Genomic DNA, 20781 nt, shown 5'->3' with positions numbered 1-20781 from the left:
CTTTACTGCTTCAGCGTGACATCCTGTGCTTCGGTCATCTGGTCGGAACGGCCCGCGTAACGGATGTCCTTCTTCATGGCCCACACGGACAGCTCGAAATGAATGGGCAGCAGGCCGTAGTCGGCCATCAGCAGGTCCGCCGCCTTGGACAGCAGTTCGGCCCGCTTGGCGTCGTCCATGGTGGTGGCGGCCTCCATGTAGAGCTTGTCCATTTCCGGGTTGGAATAGCGGCCGCGGTTCGTGGTGCCCAGGCCCTTGGAAGGATCGGAGGTCACCGCGAGCGATCCCAGGGCATTGGACATTTCACCGCTGGTCACCGACCAGCCCGCCAGATATGCGCTGTACTTGTACGAGTCGCGGTTCTTGAAGAACACCGGCGGGGCCGAGGCTTCGACATTGGTCTTGACGCCGATGCGGCTCCACATGGACGCGATCGCCTGCGCCACCTTGGAGTCATTGATGTAGCGGCCCGAGGGCGCGCCCAGCGTGATGTCGAAACCCTTGGGATAGCCTGCATCGGCCAGCAGCTTCTTGGCCTTGTTGACGTCGGCCCTGGGCGCCTCCGCATAGGTCTTGGACGCGCCGAACATGGGATAGGGCAGCAGGTTGCCGGCGGGCTTGGACACGCCGCCCATGACGCGATCCTCGATGGCCTTGCGGTCGATGGCCAGCGACAGCGCCTCGCGCACGCGCTTGTCCTTCAGCGGGTTCTTGGCCAGCGGCTTGCCGTCCGCGTCGGTGATGCCGGGGCTGACTTCGTTGTACTGGTCCATGGCCACGTACATCACGCGCACCGAAGGCGTCTGCTGTATGTACAGGTTCTTGTCGGCCTTGAGTTTGGGCAGGTCGTCGGTCGGGGGATCCTCGATCATGTCGACGTCACCCGCCAGGAGGGCCGCCACGCGGCTGGCCGCGTTGGTCATGGGCTTGTAGACGACTTTGTCCCAGACCGGCTTCTTGCCCCAGTAGTTGTCGTTGCGGGCCAGCACGAGCTCGGCGCCGCGCTTCCACGAGACAAACTTATAGGGACCGGTGCCTACCAGGCCATCGCCCGCATTCAGCTCGGTGGTCGTCTTGCCTTCCGGCGCGGCGCCGGACGCGGCCTTCTTGGAAAGGATGGGCAGCTGGCCCAGGTTGGGCAGCAGCAGGGGGGAGGGACCCTTGGTGGTGATGCGCACCGTCAGGGGATCCACGGCCTCGGTCTTGGCCACGTCCTTCAGATAGAGCGTGAAGGGCGAGGGACTGTTGGGCACCTTGGGCACGCGCTCGAAAGTGAACACCACGTCGTCCGCCGTGAACGGCGAGCCGTCGGAGAACTTCACATTGGGCCGCAGCTTGAAGGTCCAGACATTGCCATCCACCGTCCAGGACTCGGCCAGCGCGGGGCGCGGCTTCAACTGGTCATCGGCCCGCACCAGCGGATCGAAAATGGTCAACGCAATCTGCGTATTCGGGGTCAGCGAATGATATTGGGGATCGAGCGAGCTGGGCTCGGTCTTCAGACCGATCACCAGGTCCCTGGCCGCGGCGGTGCCGTGCGCGCCGAGGGCGATCGCCATGGCGGTGAATCCGCCCACGACGGCGCGGGTAAACCAACGAGACATGAAAGACTCCTGATCAAGTTGTACTTGAACTCCACGGCGCAACATACCGAGCAAATATGCCAGGCGCAACGGTTATATTCCCTTATTGCCTAGTCGATCCGGTTATATGTCCCCCTTACCGTCAGTGCCCATCGCGGCGATCGCCACGGCGCCCGGCCGCGGCGGCGTGGGCATCGTGCGCGTTTCCGGTGCATCGCTTGCCAATATGGTGCGTCGCCTTTTTCAGCGCGAGCTGATCCCCCGCCACGCGCATCTCCTGCCTTTCACGACCGACGCTGGCGAAGTGCTGGACGAGGGCATCGTGCTGTTTTTTCCGGGGCCACATTCCTATACCGGCGAGGACGTGCTCGAACTACAGGGACATGGCGGCCCGGCCGTACTGCGGCGCGTGCTGCAGCTGTGCCTGGACGCTGGCCGCGATATGGGCCTGCGCATCGCGGAGCCCGGCGAGTTCACGCAGCGGGCCTTCCTGAATGGCCGTATCGACCTGGCGCAGGCCGAAGCCGTGGCCGACCTGATCGAGGCTACCTCCGACGCGGCGGCGCGCGGCGCGATGGCGTCGCTGTCCGGGGTCTTCTCGCATAAGGTGAACGCCCTGGCCGACCGCATCGTGCATCTGCGCATGCTGGTCGAGGCGACGCTGGATTTCCCCGAGGAAGAGATCGACTTCCTGGAGAAATACCAGGCCAGGCCCATGCTGGACGCGCTTTCCGCGGACCTGCGCGCCATCATCGCCCAGACGCGGCAGGGCGTGATCCTGCGCGAAGGCCTGCATGTGGTGCTGGCCGGCCGGCCGAATGTGGGGAAGTCCAGTCTATTGAACGCACTGGCCGGCGACGAGGTCGCCATCGTCACCCCCATCGCCGGCACCACGCGCGACAAAGTGGTGCAGGAAATCCACCTGGACGGCGTGCCGCTTCACATCGTGGACACCGCGGGCTTGCGCGAGACGGACGATCCCGTGGAACAGATAGGCATCGCCAGGACGTGGAAGGAAATCGAAAGGGCCGACGTCATCCTGCACTTGCAGGACGCCACGGCGGGCGATGAAGAAACGCTGGATGCGGGGATCGCCGCGCGGTTGCCGGCGGGGACACCGGTCCTGAAAGTCATGAACAAGGTGGACCTGCCGGACGCGAAGAAGGCGTACGACCCGCCAGCGGGTGTGTTGCATATCTCCGCCCGCACCGGCGAAGGCCTGGATACGCTGCGCAAGGCGCTGCTGGACATCGCCGGCTGGAACCCGGGAGCGGAGTCCCCCTGGCTGGCCCGCGAACGCCATCTGCGCGCCCTGCAGCAAGCCCAGGAACACCTGTCCATCGCCGCCCAGCACGCCGCGCAGGATGACCGCGTGCTGGACCTTTTCGCCGAGGAACTACGCCTGGCGCATGAAAGCCTGGCGTCCATCACCGGGGTGTTCACCAGCGACGATCTGCTGGGGGAAATATTTTCGCGGTTCTGCATCGGGAAGTGATGCACATCGCGTAAGACCCCTCAGCACTTCATGGCCGGGCGCGTGTAGCCCTGATACTCGCGCCACTGCCGGCCGACTTCCGCTTTCGCGCTTTCCGCATCCATGGCCAGCACCTGCGCGTCCGTGGGCATGCGAAGCAATACCCCCGTGCGCAGAGCGTTCATATTGCCGTTCCGGAAGGCATCGGGATTGGCCGTGGCCATGGCGACCAGCTTCTGGTGCAGCGTCGCGCCGGGGACATGGAAGCGCTGCGCGATCGCGCCCAGCGTATCGCGGAAGTACACCAGTTCCCGCTCACCCTGGCGCAGCGTGCGCTGATCTTCGTAACTGGCGCGGACGGTCACCCCCACGGTGCCGTGGCGCTTTTGCGTGTCCGGATCGATATGCGCGGCGCACAGCCGTGCCGCCTCTTGCGCGGGTATCGCACGTATCGTCTCGGCCGCCGGCAACTCGATCCGCACGCCAGCCTTCAGGCGGTTCATATCGTTCTGCTGGAATGCCTGAGGATTGTGCCGCCACAATGCCGCGGCGATCTGGCAGATCCCGGCATCGATGGCATCGCGATGGCGCTGCGCGATGCCGAATACCGTGTCATCGGCGGCCACGACGATGTGTACCGGTGCCGAAGATCGCGGTGCAGCGGGGCCGGCAGTATCGGCCTGCGTCTCCTGCTGAGCGCCTGGCGCGGACGTGGCGTTCCGCGCGGGCAGCGCGGTGGAGGGAAACGGCGTGGATGCGGATTGGGAAGAAACATGCATGGCAGCGGCTCCGTGAAATGGATGGGAAATGCGGTGCATCAGTACCGCGCCCGCCGCCACGGTTGCGTACACGTCCACGGTTGCGCTCAGTCGCGCACGGCCCCCGGCGGATGGCCAACGATGCGCTTGAACGCACGGCTGAATGCCGCCTGGGAACCGTAGCCCAGCTCATACGCCGCGCCTTCGATGGATGTGCGTCCATCGCGTATCCATTGCGCCGCCAGCCGCATGCGCAATTCGGTCAGGTAGCGCAGCGGCGTCATGCCGGTCACGGCCAGGAAGCGCTCCGCGAAGACGGACCGCGAACTGCCCATGCGCTCCGCGAGTTCGGCCACCGTCCAATCGCGGCCGGGCTCGCGATGCATGGCCACGATCGCCCGCCCCAGGCGTGGGTCGCGCAGTGCTTCGACCCAGCCGCTGGCATCGCCACAGCCGCATTCGGCCCAACCGCGCACGATAAACGCCGAGACCACATCGGCCAGCCGCGCCAGGATGCCCGCATAGCCGGCGCGCTCCTCGCGTGACTCGCGCGCCATGGCTTCGAGCATGGGCAGGATCTCGGGGTAGCGCTCCAATAGCGTATCCACCCGCATGACCTCCGGCATGGCGGCCACCAGCGGTTGCATGCCGCCCAGGTCGAACGCCATGCAACCGCTGAATATCAGCGCATCGCCGACGTGGTCCCCCGTGCGGTCGCCGGCCACGACGGCGCATACCGTCTCGCATAGCTTCAGTGTGTCGAAGGTGGCGATATCGCGCGTGCGCAGATCCGGTTCGGAAAGTACTTCATGCGCGCGGCCATGCGGCAGCAGCACGGCATCGCCCGTCTTCAGGGGATGCACCGCTCCGCTGTCCGTGCGCAGGAATACCGCGCCACGCGCGATGAAATGAAACTGTGCCCGGCCGGTCGCGGCGCCGAAGCCGATACCGAAAGGCGGCGCGAATTGCATGCGGCGGTACTGGATGCCGTACAGCCGCATGCCCAGCAGCAGCTCGCTGACCAGATCCCCGGCGCCGCGGCTGTCGGCCTTGGCGGGGGCGGGGGCTAAAATCGCGCCTTCGGACTTTTGATCAAACATCTCGGATTCCATGGCATGGATCGTCCGGAAACTCTAGCTTATCCTGCACGGCATTGAAAGTTTCTTGGGAAGTCGACATGCAAGCAGGGGATGTAAAGGCAGCGGGATCGTCAGGGCAATGGCAGGCCCCGGAACGGCCCGCGTGGCAGGCCGTGTTTTCGATGACGCTGGGGGTTTTCGGGCTGGTGACTGCGGAATTCCTGCCCGCCAGCCTGTTGACGCCCATGGCGGCCGATCTGCGCATCAGCGAAGGCCTGGCCGGCCAGGCCGTGACGGCCACCGCCGCGGTGGCCCTGGTCACCAGCCTGCTGATCGCCACGGCCACGCGCCGCATCGACCGGCGGCATGTGCTCCTGGCGTTTTCCGTACTGCTGATCGTTTCCAACCTGCTGGTCGCCTTCGCCTCGAATCTGCCGGCGCTGCTGCTGGGGCGCGTGCTTCTGGGCGTGGCTATCGGCGGCTTCTGGACCATGTCCGCGGCAACCGCCATGCGGCTGGTACCGGAGGACATGATCCCCCGTGCCTTGTCCCTGATGTTCAGCGGCGTCTCGGCGGCCACCATCGTCGCCGCGCCCGTCGGCAGCTACCTGGGCGGCCTGATAGGCTGGCGCAACGTATTCCTGGCGGCGACCGGCCTGGGCGTCCTGGCGCTGGCCTGGCAGCTGGCTACGCTGCCGCGCATGGCGCCCACGGGACACACCCGGCTGGGCACCCTGGCAGAGGTCCTGAAGCGCCCCGGCATCGGCATGGGAATGCTGGCCGTCATCCTGGTGTTCACGGGCCACTTCGCCTTCTTCACGTATCTGCGTCCCTTCCTGGAAACCGTGACCGGGGTGGGCCTGAATGGACTGTCGGCGATCCTGCTGGGCTTCGGCGTGGCCAACTTCATCGGGACGTCGGTGGCCGGCTTCATGCTGGAACGGAATCTACGCCTGACGCTCGCCTTGATGCCGCTGCTGATGGGGACGCTGGGACTCCTCCTGGCGGCTTCGGGCAGCGCCCCCTTCGCGGATTCGGCCATGGTGGCACTGTGGGGCTTCGCATTCGGCACCGTGCCGGTGGGATGGTCCACCTGGATCACCCGCCGGGTACCGGATGAAGCCGAGAGCGCGGGCGGCCTGATCGTCGCGGCGGTACAGCTTGCGATCACGCTGGGCGCGGCGGTGGGCGGGGCCGTCTTCGACATGGCCGGCGCGCTGGGCGTCTTCACGGGAAGCGGACTGGCGCTGCTGGTGGCGACGCTGCTGGTGCTGCTGGGTATGCGCCCGCGGCATGCCACGGCGGCCGCCTGACCGCGTCAATCGTGGTAGGTGACGAAGTCTTCCAATCCTATGCGCGGCGGCCGGAAGCGGTTCGCCACGCAATCCGGATCCTCGTACCCCATGGACAGCCCGCACACCAGCGTCTGCTCCGGGCCTATGCCCAGCATGGGCTTGACGATATCCGGGTAGTTCGCCAATGCGGCCTGCGGGCAGCTGTGCAAGCCGCGGCCGCGCGCCGCCACCATGATGTTCTGCAGGAACATGCCGAAATCCAGCCAGCTGCCTTTTTCCAGGTCCTTGTCGATGCAGAAGATAAAGACCACGGGCGCGCCGAAGAAGGCATAGTTGCGCCCATGCTGCCGGGCCGATCCTTCCCGGTCGCCCTTGGCGACACCGACAGTGGAATAAAGACCCCATCCGGTCTGGCGACGCCGTTCGATATAGGGGCTGCGCCACGCCGTCGGGTAGTAATGGTATTCGCGCGATTCCGGCAACTGCCTGGCGTGCGCGTCCAATAGCGCGACCGACATCGCATCGCGCGTGCGGCCGGTGATCACATGCACCTGCCATGGCTGGATGTTGCTGCCGCTGGGCGCATACGACGCCACCGTCAGGATCTCGCGGACGGTCTCCATGGGCACCGGTGTGGGAAGGAATCCACGGACGCTGCGGCGCGAACGGATGGCTTCGTCGACGATGTCATGCGGTGCATTCATGGCGCGGTGCTCTCCTGGCGGGCGGTGTCCATGCGTGGCGCGGATATCTCCACGCATGGATCGATACCGGGGCATTATGCGCCCGATAACGCGTCTTCAGCCACCGCCCCGCAAGCGCCCTGCAAACCGTTCGCGCCGGCCGGCACGCCCGGGCCACGGTCGGCACACGGTGGTCATTCCACAGCGGGAAAATCCACATCGGTGTCGTTGAAGCGGTTGAACACGTTGGTGAACGTGATCAGCGCGATCGCCAGCGCCACGTCGACCAGCTGCGCATCGCTGTATCCGGCCGCCTTGACGGCTTCCAGTTCGGCGGCCGGTATCGTTCCACGCGTCGTTTGCAGGACGCGCACGAATCGCACGAGCGCGTCGCGCTTGGCATCGCCGGTGGACTCGCCCGCCCGGATCTGCCTGATGGCCTCCGGCTTCAGTCCCACCATCTTGCCGACCGCGGCATGCGCCGCCACGCAATAGTCGCAGCCGGCAATCTCGCTGACCACGATCTTGATCGTTTCTTCGTCCTGTTTGCTCAGGCTGCCGGCGGACAGCACGGCCCCGGCCTGCAACGTGGACGCCAGCGCCGCCGGATTGATCGCACCGATGGCGGCGTAGGCGTTGGGCACACGGCCCACCGCCTTGCGGATCTTGGCGTAGATGTCGGCGGTGGCGCCCGTAGCGGTTTCGACGGCGGGAGTAGCGATGCGGCTCATGATGCGGTTCCTTGTATGAGTGGTTGACGGCTTCCACTCTACGCGCCGTGCCACCGCGCGTGGAGATCTTGCGGGATCGACTTGATGCTCATTCGTCTCATCCCGCGCAGCACCGCGGTATCACGGCTATGCCGCTACCTCTTCACGCACATAAGTCTTGCGATCCGCGCATGAATCCATGCAGCCTTCATGACCGCGAAAACCAGGTACGCGCCGCCACGGACCACATCACCAGCGAACCATAGGCGATCATGGCGATGGCGCCCAGGATGTAGAACGCCGTGAGCGAATGGGTGACGGCAAGCACGGCGCCGCCGACACCCACGTACAGGCCGAGCCGGATCGCTCCCGCGGTCAAGGGCCATTTCAATCTACCGGCTCCTTGCGAAGCAAAGTACAGCGAGAATCCCAGCGCGAAGAAGCCATAGAACGGCCCCACGATGCGCAGGTAGGCCGCACCCGCCTCCAGCAGATGTTCATCGCTGCCGAACAGGCGCAACCATGCGTTGGGATACGCGGCGGCGATCAGGCCGACCACCTCGGCCAGCGCAAAGGCCATGGCGCCGCCCACCAAGGCAATGCGCCGCGCTCTTTCGTGTTGTCCCGCGCCGATGTTGGACCCCACCATCGCGACCATGGGCGCGCCCAACCCGAATGCGATGGGCATCAACAGATACTCCAGGCGGGCCGCGGTGGCATAACCGGCCAAGGCGGCCGTCCCGGCGAAGGCGCCGACCAGCGCGCCCGTCCCCGCGATGATGGTATTGGTCAGGACGGGATTCAGGCAGGCCAGGCCCCCGACGGCAAGAATGCCGCGCATCATCGGCCATTGCAGGCGCCCGCCGACGAGCCGTGCCGCGTTTCGCCCGCTCAGGCAGTAGGCGCCAAGGATAAGCACGCCGGCAAGGTAGTAGAGAACCAGCGCCCAGGCGCCGCCTGCCACGCCCAAGGACGGCAAGGGTCCGAGCCCGAATATCAGGCACGGGGAAAGCGGTATCAGCATCAGTGCACCGCCACAGATCACGGCACCCGGGACCATCATATTGCCCGTCCCGCGTATCGCGCTGGCCAAAGCATTCATGATCCACATGAGCGGCAGCGCGGCGAACACCACCTGTCCATAGGTTACCGCGGCGTCCAGCGCGTGGCCCTCCGCACCCAGCAAATGGAACAAGGGCCGTCCGAAGGCCAGCAGCAGGACAGTGAAGACCACGCCGATGCCGGCGTTCAGCGCGACGGCATGCCGCACCAGATGATTGGCATCCTCTCGGCGGCCAGCGCCCAGCGCGCGGGCGATCGCGGAAGAGATTCCGCCACCCATGGCCCCCTGCGACATGTTCTGCATCAGCATGAGTACCGGGACCACGACGGCCACGCCCGCCAGCACGTCGGTACCCAGCTTGGCCAGGAACCAGGTTTCGATCAATCCGGTGGAAGACTGCGCCAACATCATCAGCATGTTGGGCCAGCTCAGGCGGACGAGCGTTCTGGCGACCGGCGCATGCAGCATGGCCTGCAAGCGTGGATTCGCGGCGGGTATCGTCGCGCTGGTAGTGGCGGATGTCATGGCGGAGTAGGCTTCCGGGAATGGCGTTGTATTGGCATATGCAACTATATACGCAATCTATTTGCATGTGCACCTAACGTCAACCGGAATAAAATCGCGGAAAGCGACTCCGTCCGCGCCACCGCGCGGCCAGCCGTAACGCCAACCTCCACAGCCATGCCTACACTAGACTCGAAAGACCCGGGCGTCTGCAACGGCGCGGCCCTGCGCAAGGCAAACCGGCGCGTCACCCAGCTATACGATGCGGTGCTCGCGCCATGTGGATTGAAGGCGTCGCAGCGATCCATTCTGCTGCACGTCGAACGTGCGGGAACGCCCACCATGTCGGAGCTCGCCCACGCAATCGTGCTGGACCGCTCGGCGCTCGCGCACAATCTCAAGCCGCTGGAGCGCGATGGCTATCTGGTGCAGATCCGCGACGAACATGATGGCCGCAGCCGCCGCGTACACCTCACGCCGGAAGGCCGGCGCAAATTGGCCGAAGCCAACCGCTTGTGGCGGCAGGCACAGAATCGCTTCGAGCGAGCCTACGGCGCGGAGCGGGCGGCGGCATTGCGCCTGGCGCTGGCCGATATCTTCTCGGACGAATTTGCCGAGGCTTTCAATCGAGCCTGACAGGCTCAGGCCAATTGGGTAGTACCGTCCTCGGGACCGGCGGCCAGCATGGTGCGGCCGGCATCGTCGGGGTCGCTGCCGGTGGCCAACATCGTCTGCCCGGCATCGCCGGAATCGCCGCCGTTGGCCAACATCGTTTGCCCGGTATCGCCGGAGCCGCCGCCGGTGGCCAGCATGGTCGAACCCTTGCCTTCCGGCTCTTCCACACCGGCCAACAGAATCTGGCCGCTCTCGTCCGAGCCGCCGCCCTGGGCAAGCAGGGTCTGCCCGTCTTCGCCATTGCCACCATCGGCAAGCAGGATCCGTCCGACGTCAGGGGAGTCGCCGTCGTCCGCGAGGGTGATGGGCATCGCTCCTCGCGCCACTGCGGCCGGGTTCCCGGCGAGCATGTGGCCAGGCGCTTGTGCGCCGGACCGCGAGATAGGCGCCGGTTGGCCGGACGCCAGGGGATCCGCGTGCGCGACGCCGGCGGCGAGGGCAAGCGCGGCAAACAGGGAAGTCGCAAGGGTTCTCATGACACACTCCAAAGAACAGGGGCCGACGAAAGCCGTCAAGGCCCTGCGGCAGGGCCGCTGGAATGGTGAGATTGTTGCGCTGCAATGATCTAGGGTAAACCCTTATCCAGGAAAACTTATTTCCATTTAGAGCGGCAATGAATAGTCATGCGGTTTATTGCCGCGCGCTGAGCCCGTATCACTACGACATCGTACGACTCTATCCTCGCCACGAGGGAAGCTGGGCCAGCCGGAACGTCGCGGAGGCACGGCGTCGTAGCGCCTCCAGTACAGCGCCATCCCGACCATGACCGGCTTGCGTATCGCCGCCGCCCCTGGGTCCTGGCTCCGGCGCACCAGGCCTTTACCGCTCAGCCGATATACGAACGAACCGCCAGTCCATGGCGCCGCAGCCTGTGGACATCGTCTAAGTCGCGCCCATGTGCAAACCTTGTGGACGCGTTGGGAATAAGGCTCGCCCAGTCGCTCCTCTCGAAAGTTGCTCATGTTTTCCCGAGGCGGCAAACAGAACTGCTGCACAGGGCGAAAGAAGGCCAAGCTCTTGTCGCGACAGGGTTTTTCCCGGTTGATGCAGTTATCCACAGACACCCATCACTACCAATCTTTTTATATATAAAAAAGAAGTGTGAAAACCATAAGTCCTTGCCAGCCCGGGCCGGCATCGGCCAGATGTCGCGGATGACCGCCCTGTCCCGAAGCTGCCCAGTGCGCGGATCCTTACCTGCACGTTCGGCCGGCCTTCGCGCTGTCAGGCCGTCGGTGCGCGACGCACCGCATCCAAGGCATCGTTGCGAACCCCACCCTGGGATGCGCCTTTCGCCGCATGTCGCGCCGCGAGGACATGGAGCTCGAGTCGGAACGTGGTGCCGGCTTAGGCGAGGGCGGGCACCCAGCACCACTTCGTCGACGTCGGCTGCCGCTGTGGCCACCCAGGCGCGCTCAGGCGCTGTCCAACAGGGCAGATGGTGTCCAGGCACCGCGCGGCGCGCGGCGGCGCACTGCGCGCGTCTTGACGGTCGCCATGACGCCCCGGCGCCGGAATGAAGTTGATGATGAACGCCTGCGTTCCCGAAGGCTGCGGGTAAGGACGCAGCCTCGATAGGACTCATGCCGATTGGCGCATGCCGCCGACAGGAGCGCGCTTTTGCGACAGGGGGGCTTGCACGGTGCTGCAGGACGACGACGCTGGCCCTGTGCATAACCGCTGGGACGAGGACTTGTGCAAACGTTGTGGATGAAAGGAGAACAAAGCCCTTTTTTTGTCGGCGGACGGAAGTTGTTCAACTTGAAGAGCGAGCGTAAACATGCCTAGCTCACATACCGAAAACGGCGCAATGTCCTGATTCGCCACGGGAAGTATGAGTTGTCCAGTTATCCACAGACACCCATCACTACCAATCTTTTTATATACAAGAAAAGAAGAGATAAAACACAGACCCGGCATACGGGCGGCGGATCGCAGGTCCATGGCCTTACCCCTCGACCGCCGAGTCGTGCCGATCTCACTTCGACGAGTCCCGGCGCGCGCTTTGTTGCAATGGCGGCGTCGTGGTTTGCTGGTTGTGACAGACGCGGTCGGCACCTGCGATGGAGCAGGACACCGTCGGCAGCCCCACGAGGGAAAAAAAAAGGCAGCCATAGGCTGCCCTTCGATTCAGGTTTTCGCGCCTTCTAGACGGCGCTGAGTCGCTCCAGGGCCTCGTCCAGGGTCTCATCCCGTTTCGCGAAGCAGAAGCGCACCAGCTTGTGATTCGATTCCGGCGCGTCTGGCGTACGGTAGAAGGCCGAGATCGGGATAACCGCCACGCCATACTCCGTTGTAAGCCAGCGCGCGAATTCGGCTTCAGGCAACTGCGATATCGCGCTGTAGTCCGCCATCATGAAGAAGGTCCCCGGGCTCGGCAGGGGCCGGAAGCGCGTCTTCAGCAAGCCAGCGTGCAATCGATCGCGTTTTGCTTGATAGAACGCGGGCAAGTCGCGGTACGGGGCCGGGTTCTTCATGTATTCCGCGTAGGCGAACTGCATGGGGGACGGTACGGTGAACACCATGAACTGGTGGACTTTGCGCAATTCGGCCGTCAGGTGGCGCGGCGCGCAGCAATAGCCCAGCTTCCATCCCGTCGTGTGATAGGTCTTTCCGAAAGAAGAGATCACGAAGGCGTGCTCTGCCAGCAAGGGACGGCGCGCCAGGCTGGCATGCTCGCGGCCATCGAAAACGATGTGTTCGTAGACTTCGTCAGACACCAGGAGCACGCCTGTCTCGCGCACGATGGTTTCCAAGGCGTCCAGGTCCGCGTCGTCCAGGATGGCGCCCGTGGGGTTATGGGGAAAATTGAGCATCAGCAGGCGGGTCTTGGGGGTGATCGCATCTCTGACGCGTTGCCACTCGATCCGGTAATAGGGGTCATCGGACGTCGGAGCACGCAATGGCACCGGTACCGCGGTGCCGCCCGCCAAACGTATGCCCGGTAGATAGGAGTCGTAGCAGGGTTCGATGACGACGACTTCGTCGCCGGTGTTCACCGCCGCCAGGATGGTCGCCATCAAGGCCTCGGTGGCCCCGCTCGTCACTGTGATTTCCGTCTCGGGGTCGTATGCATGGCCGTAGAGCGCCTGCGTCTTCGTGGCGATCGCTTCCCGCAGTGGCGCAACACCCGGCATATAGGGATATTGGTTATGGCCGTCAGCCATGGCTTTGCTCACCAGCTCGAGCAGCGCCGGATCCGGATTGAAATCGGGAAAGCCCTGGCCCAGGTTAATGGCCTTGTGCTCGATGGCCAGGCGGCTCATGACGGTGAAAATGGTGGTCCCGACGTCGGGCAGCTTGGAGCGGATCATGGTGCGGTATAGGTCAGCGGAAGGAGGACTGAAACGGGGAAATGTTCAGAAGTATCCCATCATCACCCGAATGGCGGGCAGTCCTGTCGCCCACGTCGCTTTACCGGCCGAGTCGTGGGCTTTTCGAGTTTCGCGAGGAATCCGGGGCACGGCGACGCATGCCGCTCGCGGCCTTCATACCGGGAAGACCGGGCGGGATGGCCTCAGGAACTTGTGAGCCAAGTTAAAAAAAAACGACATAGGGGTAAACAACTATTTGTCCCTGTCATCACGGCTGAGTATGCTCGTTTCGCCGTTGTATTCAAGTTGAATGTCTGTCCGTTCCGCTGCAGGCCTTTCCTACCGGTCATCGCGTTCCGCGGGGCTGGAGCTGGTGGTAACACGTTCGCGTCAGCGTCCTTGAATCGCATCTGCGCACAGCATTGTGTTTTTATAGGACGTTACACAAATGGTTCAGAAGGGCAAAGTGAAGTGGTTCAACGCCGACAAGGGTTATGGGTTCATCACCCCTGACGCTGGTGGTGTCGACGTCTTCGCGCATTTCTCGGCAATCCAGGGACGCGGCTATCGCAGCTTGAACGAAGGCCAGGATGTCGAGTTTGAAGTCAAGGACGGCCCCAAAGGGCCCCAGGCTGCCGACATCCGTCCGCTGTAAGCAATAGCCCCAGGCATATCCACACGCACTTAGCGACGCCGGATCCAGGCCGGCTTTTATCGCCCCAAAAGCCTCCAGGCATTGGGGCGTTATGTTTTTGCCGGGGTGGATAAGGCTGTGGACAATTCCGGGATATGTCCCAACGCGGATATTCCCGCAGTGCGGCGCTCGTCCCTTATATTGCCGCGCCCCTGCCCATAGCGCCCAGGTTATTCACAGCCGCGTCCATGGTGAAGGCGCGTGTGGGATCCCTCACAGATCCTCGGCGGGTGTAATTTCTATACGCGCACGGCGCGCCTATTCCACCGAATCTCCCGGTTTTTTGTAGTTTTCTCCTACGGCGCGGCTTCGCGCGTGGATTCACGTCCAGGCCAGCTCCCGCGTGGGGATCGGTTGTTCACATTTATATCCCCAATCCCGGTATCGTGTGCCGCGCCGGCTGCGGCCTGTGGGTACTCCTGTGGATAGCTCACGCCGGATCGGGACGTTATGGCCGGTTGTCGCGCGCCGTCGCCGTGAATAAACAACACTGTCAGGCCCGCGGCATCTCCGTTTGCCGAGCAGGCCAGTGGCCGTGGTCTATCCCAAATAGTGCCGACGTCCTAGGGCATAAGCGGGTGGGTACGTTTCACGTGGAACACCCCAGAGTAGTAGGGCAGTAGGTACCCGGGTTAGCTGTAGCCTTCGGTATCCAAGGGGTAGGGCGGAGCCGGCCCGGCAACAAAGGGACGTGCGAGGCTAGGGCCGGGATCCGTGGCTTACCGCCGGCAGTCTTGGCCGCCAGTTTTCTCCGGTGGCGCGCGATACTGTCTTCGCTGCGTGACACGCCTCCGATCAGACGCATCAAGCAGCGATCCCATCGATCATTTGGGCCGTGTCTCGCATTTTCGCGGTCGCGGCGACTGGCCTCCATCGAGCGTCAAGAGCAGGCGGTCGGCAGCGAATGCCGCTTGCCCATGGCTGCTTTCAACTGTGGGGCGGCATGGCCGGGAAACCCTCCATGTCGTCTTTGTTCGGACACTCTGCTAAGGGTGCTGCAACATGCTGAGGCGGGCGTACAGGGCCGAGCGAAGAGGCTGGCGTCCGGGGCACGTTATGACCATGGTTCGTTGGCGTCCTTTGCAGGCCGTCAACCACATAGGCGTATCCTCGGCCTGAATCCGGGGGCGTGCGGATGGTTACCCCCTTTTGGATGGGCGCAACGAAAGGGGGCGTCGAGCACGTCCCGATTCGCGGGCTATCCATGCCCCGGATTTCAGTGCGGGGAACGGTTGTCTCTTCGCCTTCGGCGAGCTGGAGAGGCATGCCCGGCAAGGGATCCGGCCTGTTGTTTCACGTGAAACATCGGCCTGGGTCGCCTGGTGGCAAGAGTGGCGGAAGCCGCTCCGTACCAAAGTGTCGGGCGACGGCGCGCGTCGACGCTATCCAGCCGGCGCATCTGTCTGCGGCCCTGGGTCGGCCGGCAGGGCGGGTACATGGACGGTGGGGTGCCGTGTCTGGTGACGGCAACGCCATCTGGCCTTCCTGGTGTCGACGTGGAGGACCGCACCCAACCCCAGTGCGGCGGGGTACGCGGACAGCAGTGGACACCTTTCGTGCAGTTCTCAAAGCGCCCAAGGCTCAGACGGCCTCACCTTTACAGGTGGACGGCGGCGGTCTCGGGTCAGCCTGGCTGGGTATGTTCGCACCCCGGAGTTGCATCCGGGTGCGTGTGGCGTCCTCAAAGGCCACACGCTCCGCCGTTCTCCTTCCAAACCGCACGGGCGTTGCCGATAGCGATACGCGTGCTGCCGAGCTGGCGAGAGCCTAAGCGCCGGTATCGCGCAGCGACCCTTTACACAGGACGACGGGACCTGACAGACCCGGGCGGAGACTTCCGCGCGGCAAGGGGCGTGTGGGCTTGCTGGGACGCAAGGTTTCAAGCCGCACGCCTACCGCGCGCCCTGCTAGGGGAGGGGACGGCAGGCAGTACGACATGCCGCCGGGCGTGATAGCACGGCGCTCATCCCGCAGTGGCAGAGCGGTTGAGATTCAGATTTGTATTGGGTCGGATGCAATATGCGGGGGGACCCAATGATCCACCGCGCCGTCCCGCGCGGCAACCCCTTTGTTGCCCGGACGGCCGCCCGCGGCCCCACGTGTGGCGGTGGCACGGTGTCGCGTCGGCGGCTCGACGAACCCACGCCACGTGAAACCAGGGTACGTCAGTCTCATGGAGCTTGGGCCGAGACGCGGCGCTACTGCGAGCGCTGGCCGAACGTGTCGTCGGTTTCCCGTGGGCCGGCATCGCGCATAGAGGCGGTCCTGCGGTACCAATAACCGCCGATGTTCTGCCGCCTTCTGGCGGTCCTCGTCCGCAGCTGCGTGCGGCAGATAATTGTGGCGGCGGAGGTCCCGCGTGTTGCTCAGCGAGACGCTTCTCCAGTCATGGCCGCTGACCGCCGGGCGATAGCCTAGGCAGGGATCTCATGGATGTGGGCGCCATGACTAACGGGATGGTCGATAGCGGCGGTTGCCTCGCGCGTGCGGGGTGGTAGTCAGGCCGCGCAGGCCGTTGCATCCCGCCCTTATCGCGACGCGGACATCCGTGCGCAAGACTGCCGGCTCAAGTACGACATACCGTCTCATGGCGGCCCAGTGTTTCACGTGGAACATCAACCCCCCAGCCTCAGGCCAGACCGTTGTTTCACGTGAAACACCAGCTCCACCCGGACCCTCTATAATCACCGTTCAAAGCTCTTTCTTCCTCACGTACCATGGATTACCCCCGCGAGTTCGACGTCATAGTGGTGGGCGGTGGCCACGCCGGCACTGAAGCTGCCTTGGCGTCGGCCCGCGCCGGCGCCCGGACCTTGTTGCTGACCCACAATATCGAAACGCTGGGCCAGATGTCTTGCAACCCGTCGATCGGGGGTATAGGCAAGGGCCACCTGGTGAAGGAAGTCGATGCCTTGGGTGGCGCGATGGCGCTCGCCACCGACGAGGCGGGGATTCAGTTTCGTATCCTGAACGGTTCCAAGGGGCCGGCAGTCCGGGCAACCCGGGCCCAGGCCGACCGGGTTCTATATCGGAAGGCCATCCGCTCGCGCCTGGAGAACCAGCCCAATCTGTGGCTGTTCCAGCAAGCCGTCGATGACTTGCTGGTTGACGGCGACCGTGTGACGGGCGCCGTCACCCAGATCGGTTTGAAGTTCCGCGCCCGCAAAGTGGTGCTGACAGCGGGTACGTTCCTGAACGGCCTGATTCATGTCGGTTTGCAGAATTACACCGCCGGCCGCGCAGGCGATCCGCCCGCCACCACCCTGGGTCAACGCCTTCGGGAACTGAAACTGCCTCAGGGACGGTTGAAGACCGGTACGCCGCCGCGCATAGACGGACGCACCATCGATTACAGCGTGCTGGAAGAACAACCGGGCGACCTGGATCCCATCCCGGTATTTTCCTTCCTTGGCCATGCGTCCATGCACCCGCGGCAACTGCCGTGCTGGATCACGCATACGAACGAACGCACCCACGACATCATCCGCGGCGGGCTCGACCGGTCGCCCATGTACAGCGGTGTCATCGAAGGGGTCGGGCCAAGATACTGCCCCTCGATCGAAGACAAGATCCACCGTTTCGCGGACAAAGCCTCGCACCAGGTTTTCCTGGAGCCCGAAGGATTGGACACGCACGAGGTATATCCCAACGGCGTGTCCACCAGCCTGCCGTTCGATGTCCAGCTGGAGCTTATCCATTCCCTGCCGGGACTTGAGAACGCACACATCCTGCGTCCGGGCTATGCCATCGAGTACGACTACTTCGATCCGCGCGGCCTGAAGTCGACCCTGGAGACGCGCGCCATATCGGGTCTGTATTTCGCTGGCCAGATCAATGGCACGACGGGCTACGAAGAAGCGGCGGCCCAAGGGCTGCTGGCCGGCCTGAATGCTGCGCTCGCCGCCCTGGACAAGGAAAGCTGGACGCCCCGGCGGGACGAGGCCTACCTGGGCGTGCTGGTCGACGATTTGATCACGCGGGGGGTAACGGAACCCTATCGCATGTTTACTTCGCGGGCGGAGTATCGCCTGAGTCTGCGCGAAGACAATGCAGATATGCGCCTGACGGAAATCGGCCGCAAGCTGGGCCTGGTGGACGATACGCGGTGGGAAGCATTCGAACGTAAGCGAGAGTCCGTCGAACGCGAGGTCCAACGCCTGCGGTCCACCTGGGTCACGCCGCGCAATCTACCGGTCGAGGTAGCGGAAACACTACTCGGGCAACAGATTGAACGTGAGTACTCACTAGCAGACCTGCTGAAACGCCCCAATGTCACCTACCAGGCCTTGATGCAGGCCGCGTTGCCGGACGGTACGCTGCTGGCGGGTCCTGGCCTGGACGTGGCCGATGCCGCCCAGCAGGTGGAAATACAGGTCAAGTACGCGGGCTACATCGCCCGCCAGCAAGACGAAGTGCAAAAGCATATGGCGCACGAAGCCCAGCGCCTGCCCGACGATCTGGACTATGACGCCGTGCTGAGCCTGTCCTTCGAAGTGCGGCAAAAGCTCAAGGCCCATCGCCCGGAAACCATAGGCCAGGCCGCGCGGATTTCCGGCGTGACGCCGGCCGCCATTTCGCTGCTGCTGATACATCTGAAGCGCCTGCATTACGGCTCGCGCAAACGCGCCGCATGACGCCGGCACGGCCCGCCCCCCACGGGAGCGACCAGGCCCGGCTGCAGCATGCCTGCGCCGCGCTCGGTCTCCCGCTTACGGATGAACAGTTGCACAAGCTGCTGGGCTACCTTCAACTTTTGCAGCGCTGGAACCGTACTTACAACCTGACGGCCATACGCGACGCCGGACAAATGCTGGTGCAGCACATCTTCGATAGCTTGTCGGTGGTGCGGCCGCTGGACTCGGTCATGCCGGCCGATGGGCGCATATTCGACATTGGGTCGGGTGCCGGCCTGCCGGGCGCGGTCCTGGCCATCATGCGGCCCGCGTGGCGAATCACCTGCATCGACGCGGTGGAAAAAAAAACCGCCTTCATCCGCCAGGTGTCCGGCGCGCTGGCGCTCGCCAACCTGGCGGCCGTGCATGACCGCGTGGAGAAACTGCCGCCCGCGGATTGCGATGTCGTCGCTTCGCGCGCCTTCGCGGCGCTGGACGACTTCGCCCGTCTGGCGGGACAGCATGTCGCCCCGGGTGGTACGCTGCTGGCCCTGAAGGGCAAAGTACCGGACGACGAAATCGCGCGGCTGCACGCGGCCGGGGAATGGCGCGTCGTCCGCGTCGATCCTGTCTCTGTCCCCGAACTCGATGCGCAACGATGCCTGATATGGATGCGCCGCGACGGCGCGCGTAGTCAAGGAAATCCATGAATCAAACTGAGTCCAGCAAAATCGCCCGGGTCTTTTGCATCGCGAACCAGAAGGGCGGTGTCGGCAAAACCACCACGGCCATCAATCTGGCGGCGGGCCTTGCCACGCACGACAAGCGCGTACTGCTGGTGGATCTGGATCCCCAAGGCAACGCCACCATGGGCAGCGGTATAGACAAGGCCGGGCTGCAATCCAATCTGTACGAAGTCCTGATCGGCGACACGACGATCGCCGCGGCCCGCGTGCGCTCGGAGGTCGGTGGCTACGATGTCCTGCCGGCCAACCGCGAACTGGCCGGCGCGGAGATCGACCTGGTGCAGATGGAAGAGCGCGAGCGGCAGCTGCGGAATGCCCTGGAGACGGTTGCGGAGGAATACGACTTCATCCTGATCGATTGCCCGCCCACGCTGTCCCTGCTCACCTTGAACGGCCTGGCCGCGGCCCATGGCGTGATCATCCCCATGCAGTGCGAATACTTCGCGTTGGAAGGGCTGTCCGACCTGGTCAATACCATCAAGCGGGTGCACCGCAACATCAATCCCCAGCTTCGCGTCATCGGCCTGTTGCGCGTCATGTTCGACCCGCGCATGACGTTGCAGCAGCAGGTGTCGGCCCAACTGGAAGCGCACTTCGGCGACAAGGTCTTCGAGACCGTGGTACCCCGCAACGTAAGGCTGGCGGAGGCGCCGAGCTATGGCATGCCGGGCGTGGTCTACGACCGCACGTCGCGAGGCGCGCAAGCCTATATCTCCTTCGGCGCCGAGATGATCGAACGGGTCAAGGTTCTGGTGGACTGATCCGGTGCGCGATCTTGCCGTCCATTCCTCGTCCGGGCAGGCGAATCTGGTATCGACACCCGTCGATACGCAGGCGATCCGCATGGAAGAAGCGGCGCTCAACGCGACCACGGTGCGCGAACAGATGCTCTACGACGGCTGGCTGGTGCGCTGGGCGCCCGCCGCCGCCAAGCGTGCGCGCAGCGTCAACGTCATCGCGGCGCCCCATCGCGACCTGGACGAAAAGCTCGCATTCTGCAGTGCCCTGTACGCGCGCGCGCAATTGCCGCCGGTTTTTCGCCTGACCTCTGTCTGCCCCGATCCGGCGCTGGATGCCCAGCTGGACGCTCGCGGTTTGCGCCGCTTTGGCGATAGCTGCGTGATGGCGGTGCCCTTGCGGGGGAGGCGAGCCGAATCGCGTGCCGTCACGCTACGATACGACCACGAACCTGCCGCGCGCTTCGCGGCCATCGCCGGCGCCCTGCGCGGACAGGCGGCCGAGCACGTAAGCGAACACGCCCGCCGGCTTGCGGCCATCGCCGTGCCCTGCATACGAATGGCGGCGCGCGATGACGACGGAAGGCCTGTCGCGACCGGCATGGTTGTCGTGGATGGGGATGTTGCCGGCATCTTCGACGTCGTGGTGCATGCCGACGTGCGGCGCCGCGGCTACGCGCGCCACCTCATGCATCGCCTGACGGACGAGGCATACCAGGCCGGCGCCCGCGCCGCCTACCTGCAGGTCGAACATGCCAACGCGGCGGCGCGGCGGCTCTATGCTTCGCTGGGTTTCTCCGACCGGTACGCCTATTGGTACCGTACGCATGAACATAAATGAGCGGCCCGACGG

General features: G+C 64.4%; 16 protein-coding genes. 8 read left to right on the top strand and 8 right to left on the bottom strand.

What is annotated here, in order from left to right; translation table 11 throughout:
- Positions 1 to 2 precede the first annotated feature (2 nt).
- Positions 3 to 1559 carry an ABC transporter substrate-binding protein gene (locus BAU06_RS25815; RefSeq protein ID WP_415834889.1) on the bottom strand — a complete coding sequence of 519 codons (1557 nt, stop codon included), beginning with the start codon at positions 1557 to 1559 and terminating at the stop codon, positions 3 to 5.
- 151 nt (positions 1560 to 1710) lie between these two features.
- Between BAU06_RS25815 and mnmE the strand changes: the two genes are divergently transcribed.
- Positions 1711 to 3078 carry a tRNA uridine-5-carboxymethylaminomethyl(34) synthesis GTPase MnmE gene (mnmE, locus tag BAU06_RS25810; RefSeq protein ID WP_066357520.1) on the top strand — a complete coding sequence of 456 codons (1368 nt, stop codon included), beginning with the start codon at positions 1711 to 1713 and terminating at the stop codon, positions 3076 to 3078.
- A 20-nt stretch (positions 3079 to 3098) separates the two neighbouring features.
- Here the strand turns inward: mnmE and BAU06_RS27190 are convergent, their stop codons facing one another.
- Both BAU06_RS27190 and BAU06_RS25800 read right to left on the bottom strand, forming a co-directional pair.
- Positions 3099 to 3836, bottom strand: a complete 738-nt coding sequence (locus tag BAU06_RS27190) for a FimV/HubP family polar landmark protein (protein WP_066357514.1) — start codon at positions 3834 to 3836, stop codon at positions 3099 to 3101.
- 86 nt (positions 3837 to 3922) lie between these two features.
- Positions 3923 to 4888: an AraC family transcriptional regulator gene (locus BAU06_RS25800; protein ID WP_415834888.1), complete on the bottom strand. Its 966-nt coding sequence runs from the start codon at positions 4886 to 4888 to the stop codon at positions 3923 to 3925.
- Between the two features lie 104 nt (positions 4889 to 4992).
- On the opposite strand from BAU06_RS25800, the gene BAU06_RS25795 reads away from it, so the two are divergent.
- On the top strand, positions 4993 to 6207 hold the full coding sequence (locus BAU06_RS25795) for an MFS transporter (protein WP_066357513.1): 1215 nt from the start codon (positions 4993 to 4995) through the stop codon (positions 6205 to 6207).
- A gap of 5 nt (positions 6208 to 6212) precedes the next feature.
- On the opposite strand, the gene BAU06_RS25790 is transcribed toward BAU06_RS25795, so the two are convergent.
- From BAU06_RS25790 to BAU06_RS25780, 3 genes are all read right to left on the bottom strand, one after another.
- Entirely contained in the window at positions 6213 to 6893 is a 681-nt protein-coding gene (locus tag BAU06_RS25790) for a nitroreductase family protein (protein ID WP_066357509.1), read from the bottom strand.
- A gap of 173 nt (positions 6894 to 7066) precedes the next feature.
- A complete protein-coding gene (locus BAU06_RS25785; protein WP_066357507.1) occupies positions 7067 to 7603 on the bottom strand; it encodes a carboxymuconolactone decarboxylase family protein in 537 nt (178 codons plus the stop codon).
- 187 nt (positions 7604 to 7790) lie between these two features.
- Positions 7791 to 9170, bottom strand: coding sequence for an MATE family efflux transporter (locus tag BAU06_RS25780; protein WP_231933962.1), 1380 nt, complete (start codon positions 9168 to 9170; stop codon positions 7791 to 7793).
- A gap of 156 nt (positions 9171 to 9326) precedes the next feature.
- On the opposite strand from BAU06_RS25780, the gene BAU06_RS25775 reads away from it, so the two are divergent.
- Positions 9327 to 9785: a MarR family winged helix-turn-helix transcriptional regulator gene (locus BAU06_RS25775; RefSeq protein ID WP_066357498.1), complete on the top strand. Its 459-nt coding sequence runs from the start codon at positions 9327 to 9329 to the stop codon at positions 9783 to 9785.
- A 5-nt stretch (positions 9786 to 9790) separates the two neighbouring features.
- Here BAU06_RS25775 and BAU06_RS25770 read toward each other — a convergent pair whose 3' ends face one another.
- The gene (locus BAU06_RS25770; protein ID WP_156770342.1) at positions 9791 to 10300 is read right to left on the bottom strand and encodes a hypothetical protein; all 510 of its coding nucleotides are present in this window, start codon (positions 10298 to 10300) and stop codon (positions 9791 to 9793) included.
- Positions 10301 to 11971: 1671 nt separating this feature from the next.
- Positions 11972 to 13138: a pyridoxal phosphate-dependent aminotransferase gene (locus BAU06_RS25765; protein ID WP_066357493.1), complete on the bottom strand. Its 1167-nt coding sequence runs from the start codon at positions 13136 to 13138 to the stop codon at positions 11972 to 11974.
- Positions 13139 to 13586: 448 nt separating this feature from the next.
- Here BAU06_RS25765 and BAU06_RS25760 point away from each other — a divergent pair, with 448 nt between their 5' ends.
- The 5 genes from BAU06_RS25760 to BAU06_RS25740 all read left to right on the top strand — a co-directional run bounded on the left by BAU06_RS25760 (position 13587) and on the right by BAU06_RS25740 (position 20769).
- A complete protein-coding gene (locus BAU06_RS25760; protein ID WP_066357490.1) occupies positions 13587 to 13793 on the top strand; it encodes a cold-shock protein in 207 nt (68 codons plus the stop codon).
- A 2756-nt stretch (positions 13794 to 16549) separates the two neighbouring features.
- The gene (gene mnmG / locus BAU06_RS25755; RefSeq protein ID WP_066357486.1) at positions 16550 to 18466 is read left to right on the top strand and encodes a tRNA uridine-5-carboxymethylaminomethyl(34) synthesis enzyme MnmG; all 1917 of its coding nucleotides are present in this window, start codon (positions 16550 to 16552) and stop codon (positions 18464 to 18466) included.
- Positions 18463 to 19155 carry a 16S rRNA (guanine(527)-N(7))-methyltransferase RsmG gene (gene rsmG / locus BAU06_RS25750; RefSeq protein ID WP_066357483.1) on the top strand — a complete coding sequence of 231 codons (693 nt, stop codon included), beginning with the start codon at positions 18463 to 18465 and terminating at the stop codon, positions 19153 to 19155. The genes mnmG and rsmG overlap by 4 nt, the downstream gene beginning before the upstream one ends.
- A complete protein-coding gene (locus BAU06_RS25745) occupies positions 19152 to 19952 on the top strand; it encodes a ParA family protein (RefSeq protein ID WP_066357479.1) in 801 nt (266 codons plus the stop codon). The genes rsmG and BAU06_RS25745 overlap by 4 nt, the downstream gene beginning before the upstream one ends.
- Before the next feature lie 4 nt (positions 19953 to 19956).
- Entirely contained in the window at positions 19957 to 20769 is an 813-nt protein-coding gene (locus BAU06_RS25740) for a GNAT family N-acetyltransferase (RefSeq protein ID WP_066357476.1), read from the top strand.
- The last annotated feature ends 12 nt before the right edge of the window (positions 20770 to 20781 follow it).

Origin of the sequence: Bordetella bronchialis, assembly GCF_001676705.1 — a bacterium.
GTDB lineage: Bacteria > Pseudomonadota > Gammaproteobacteria > Burkholderiales > Burkholderiaceae_B > Bordetella_C > Bordetella_C bronchialis.
The sequence above is the reverse complement of the archived record's forward strand: the minus strand, read 5'-3'. Positions and strand labels throughout refer to the sequence as shown.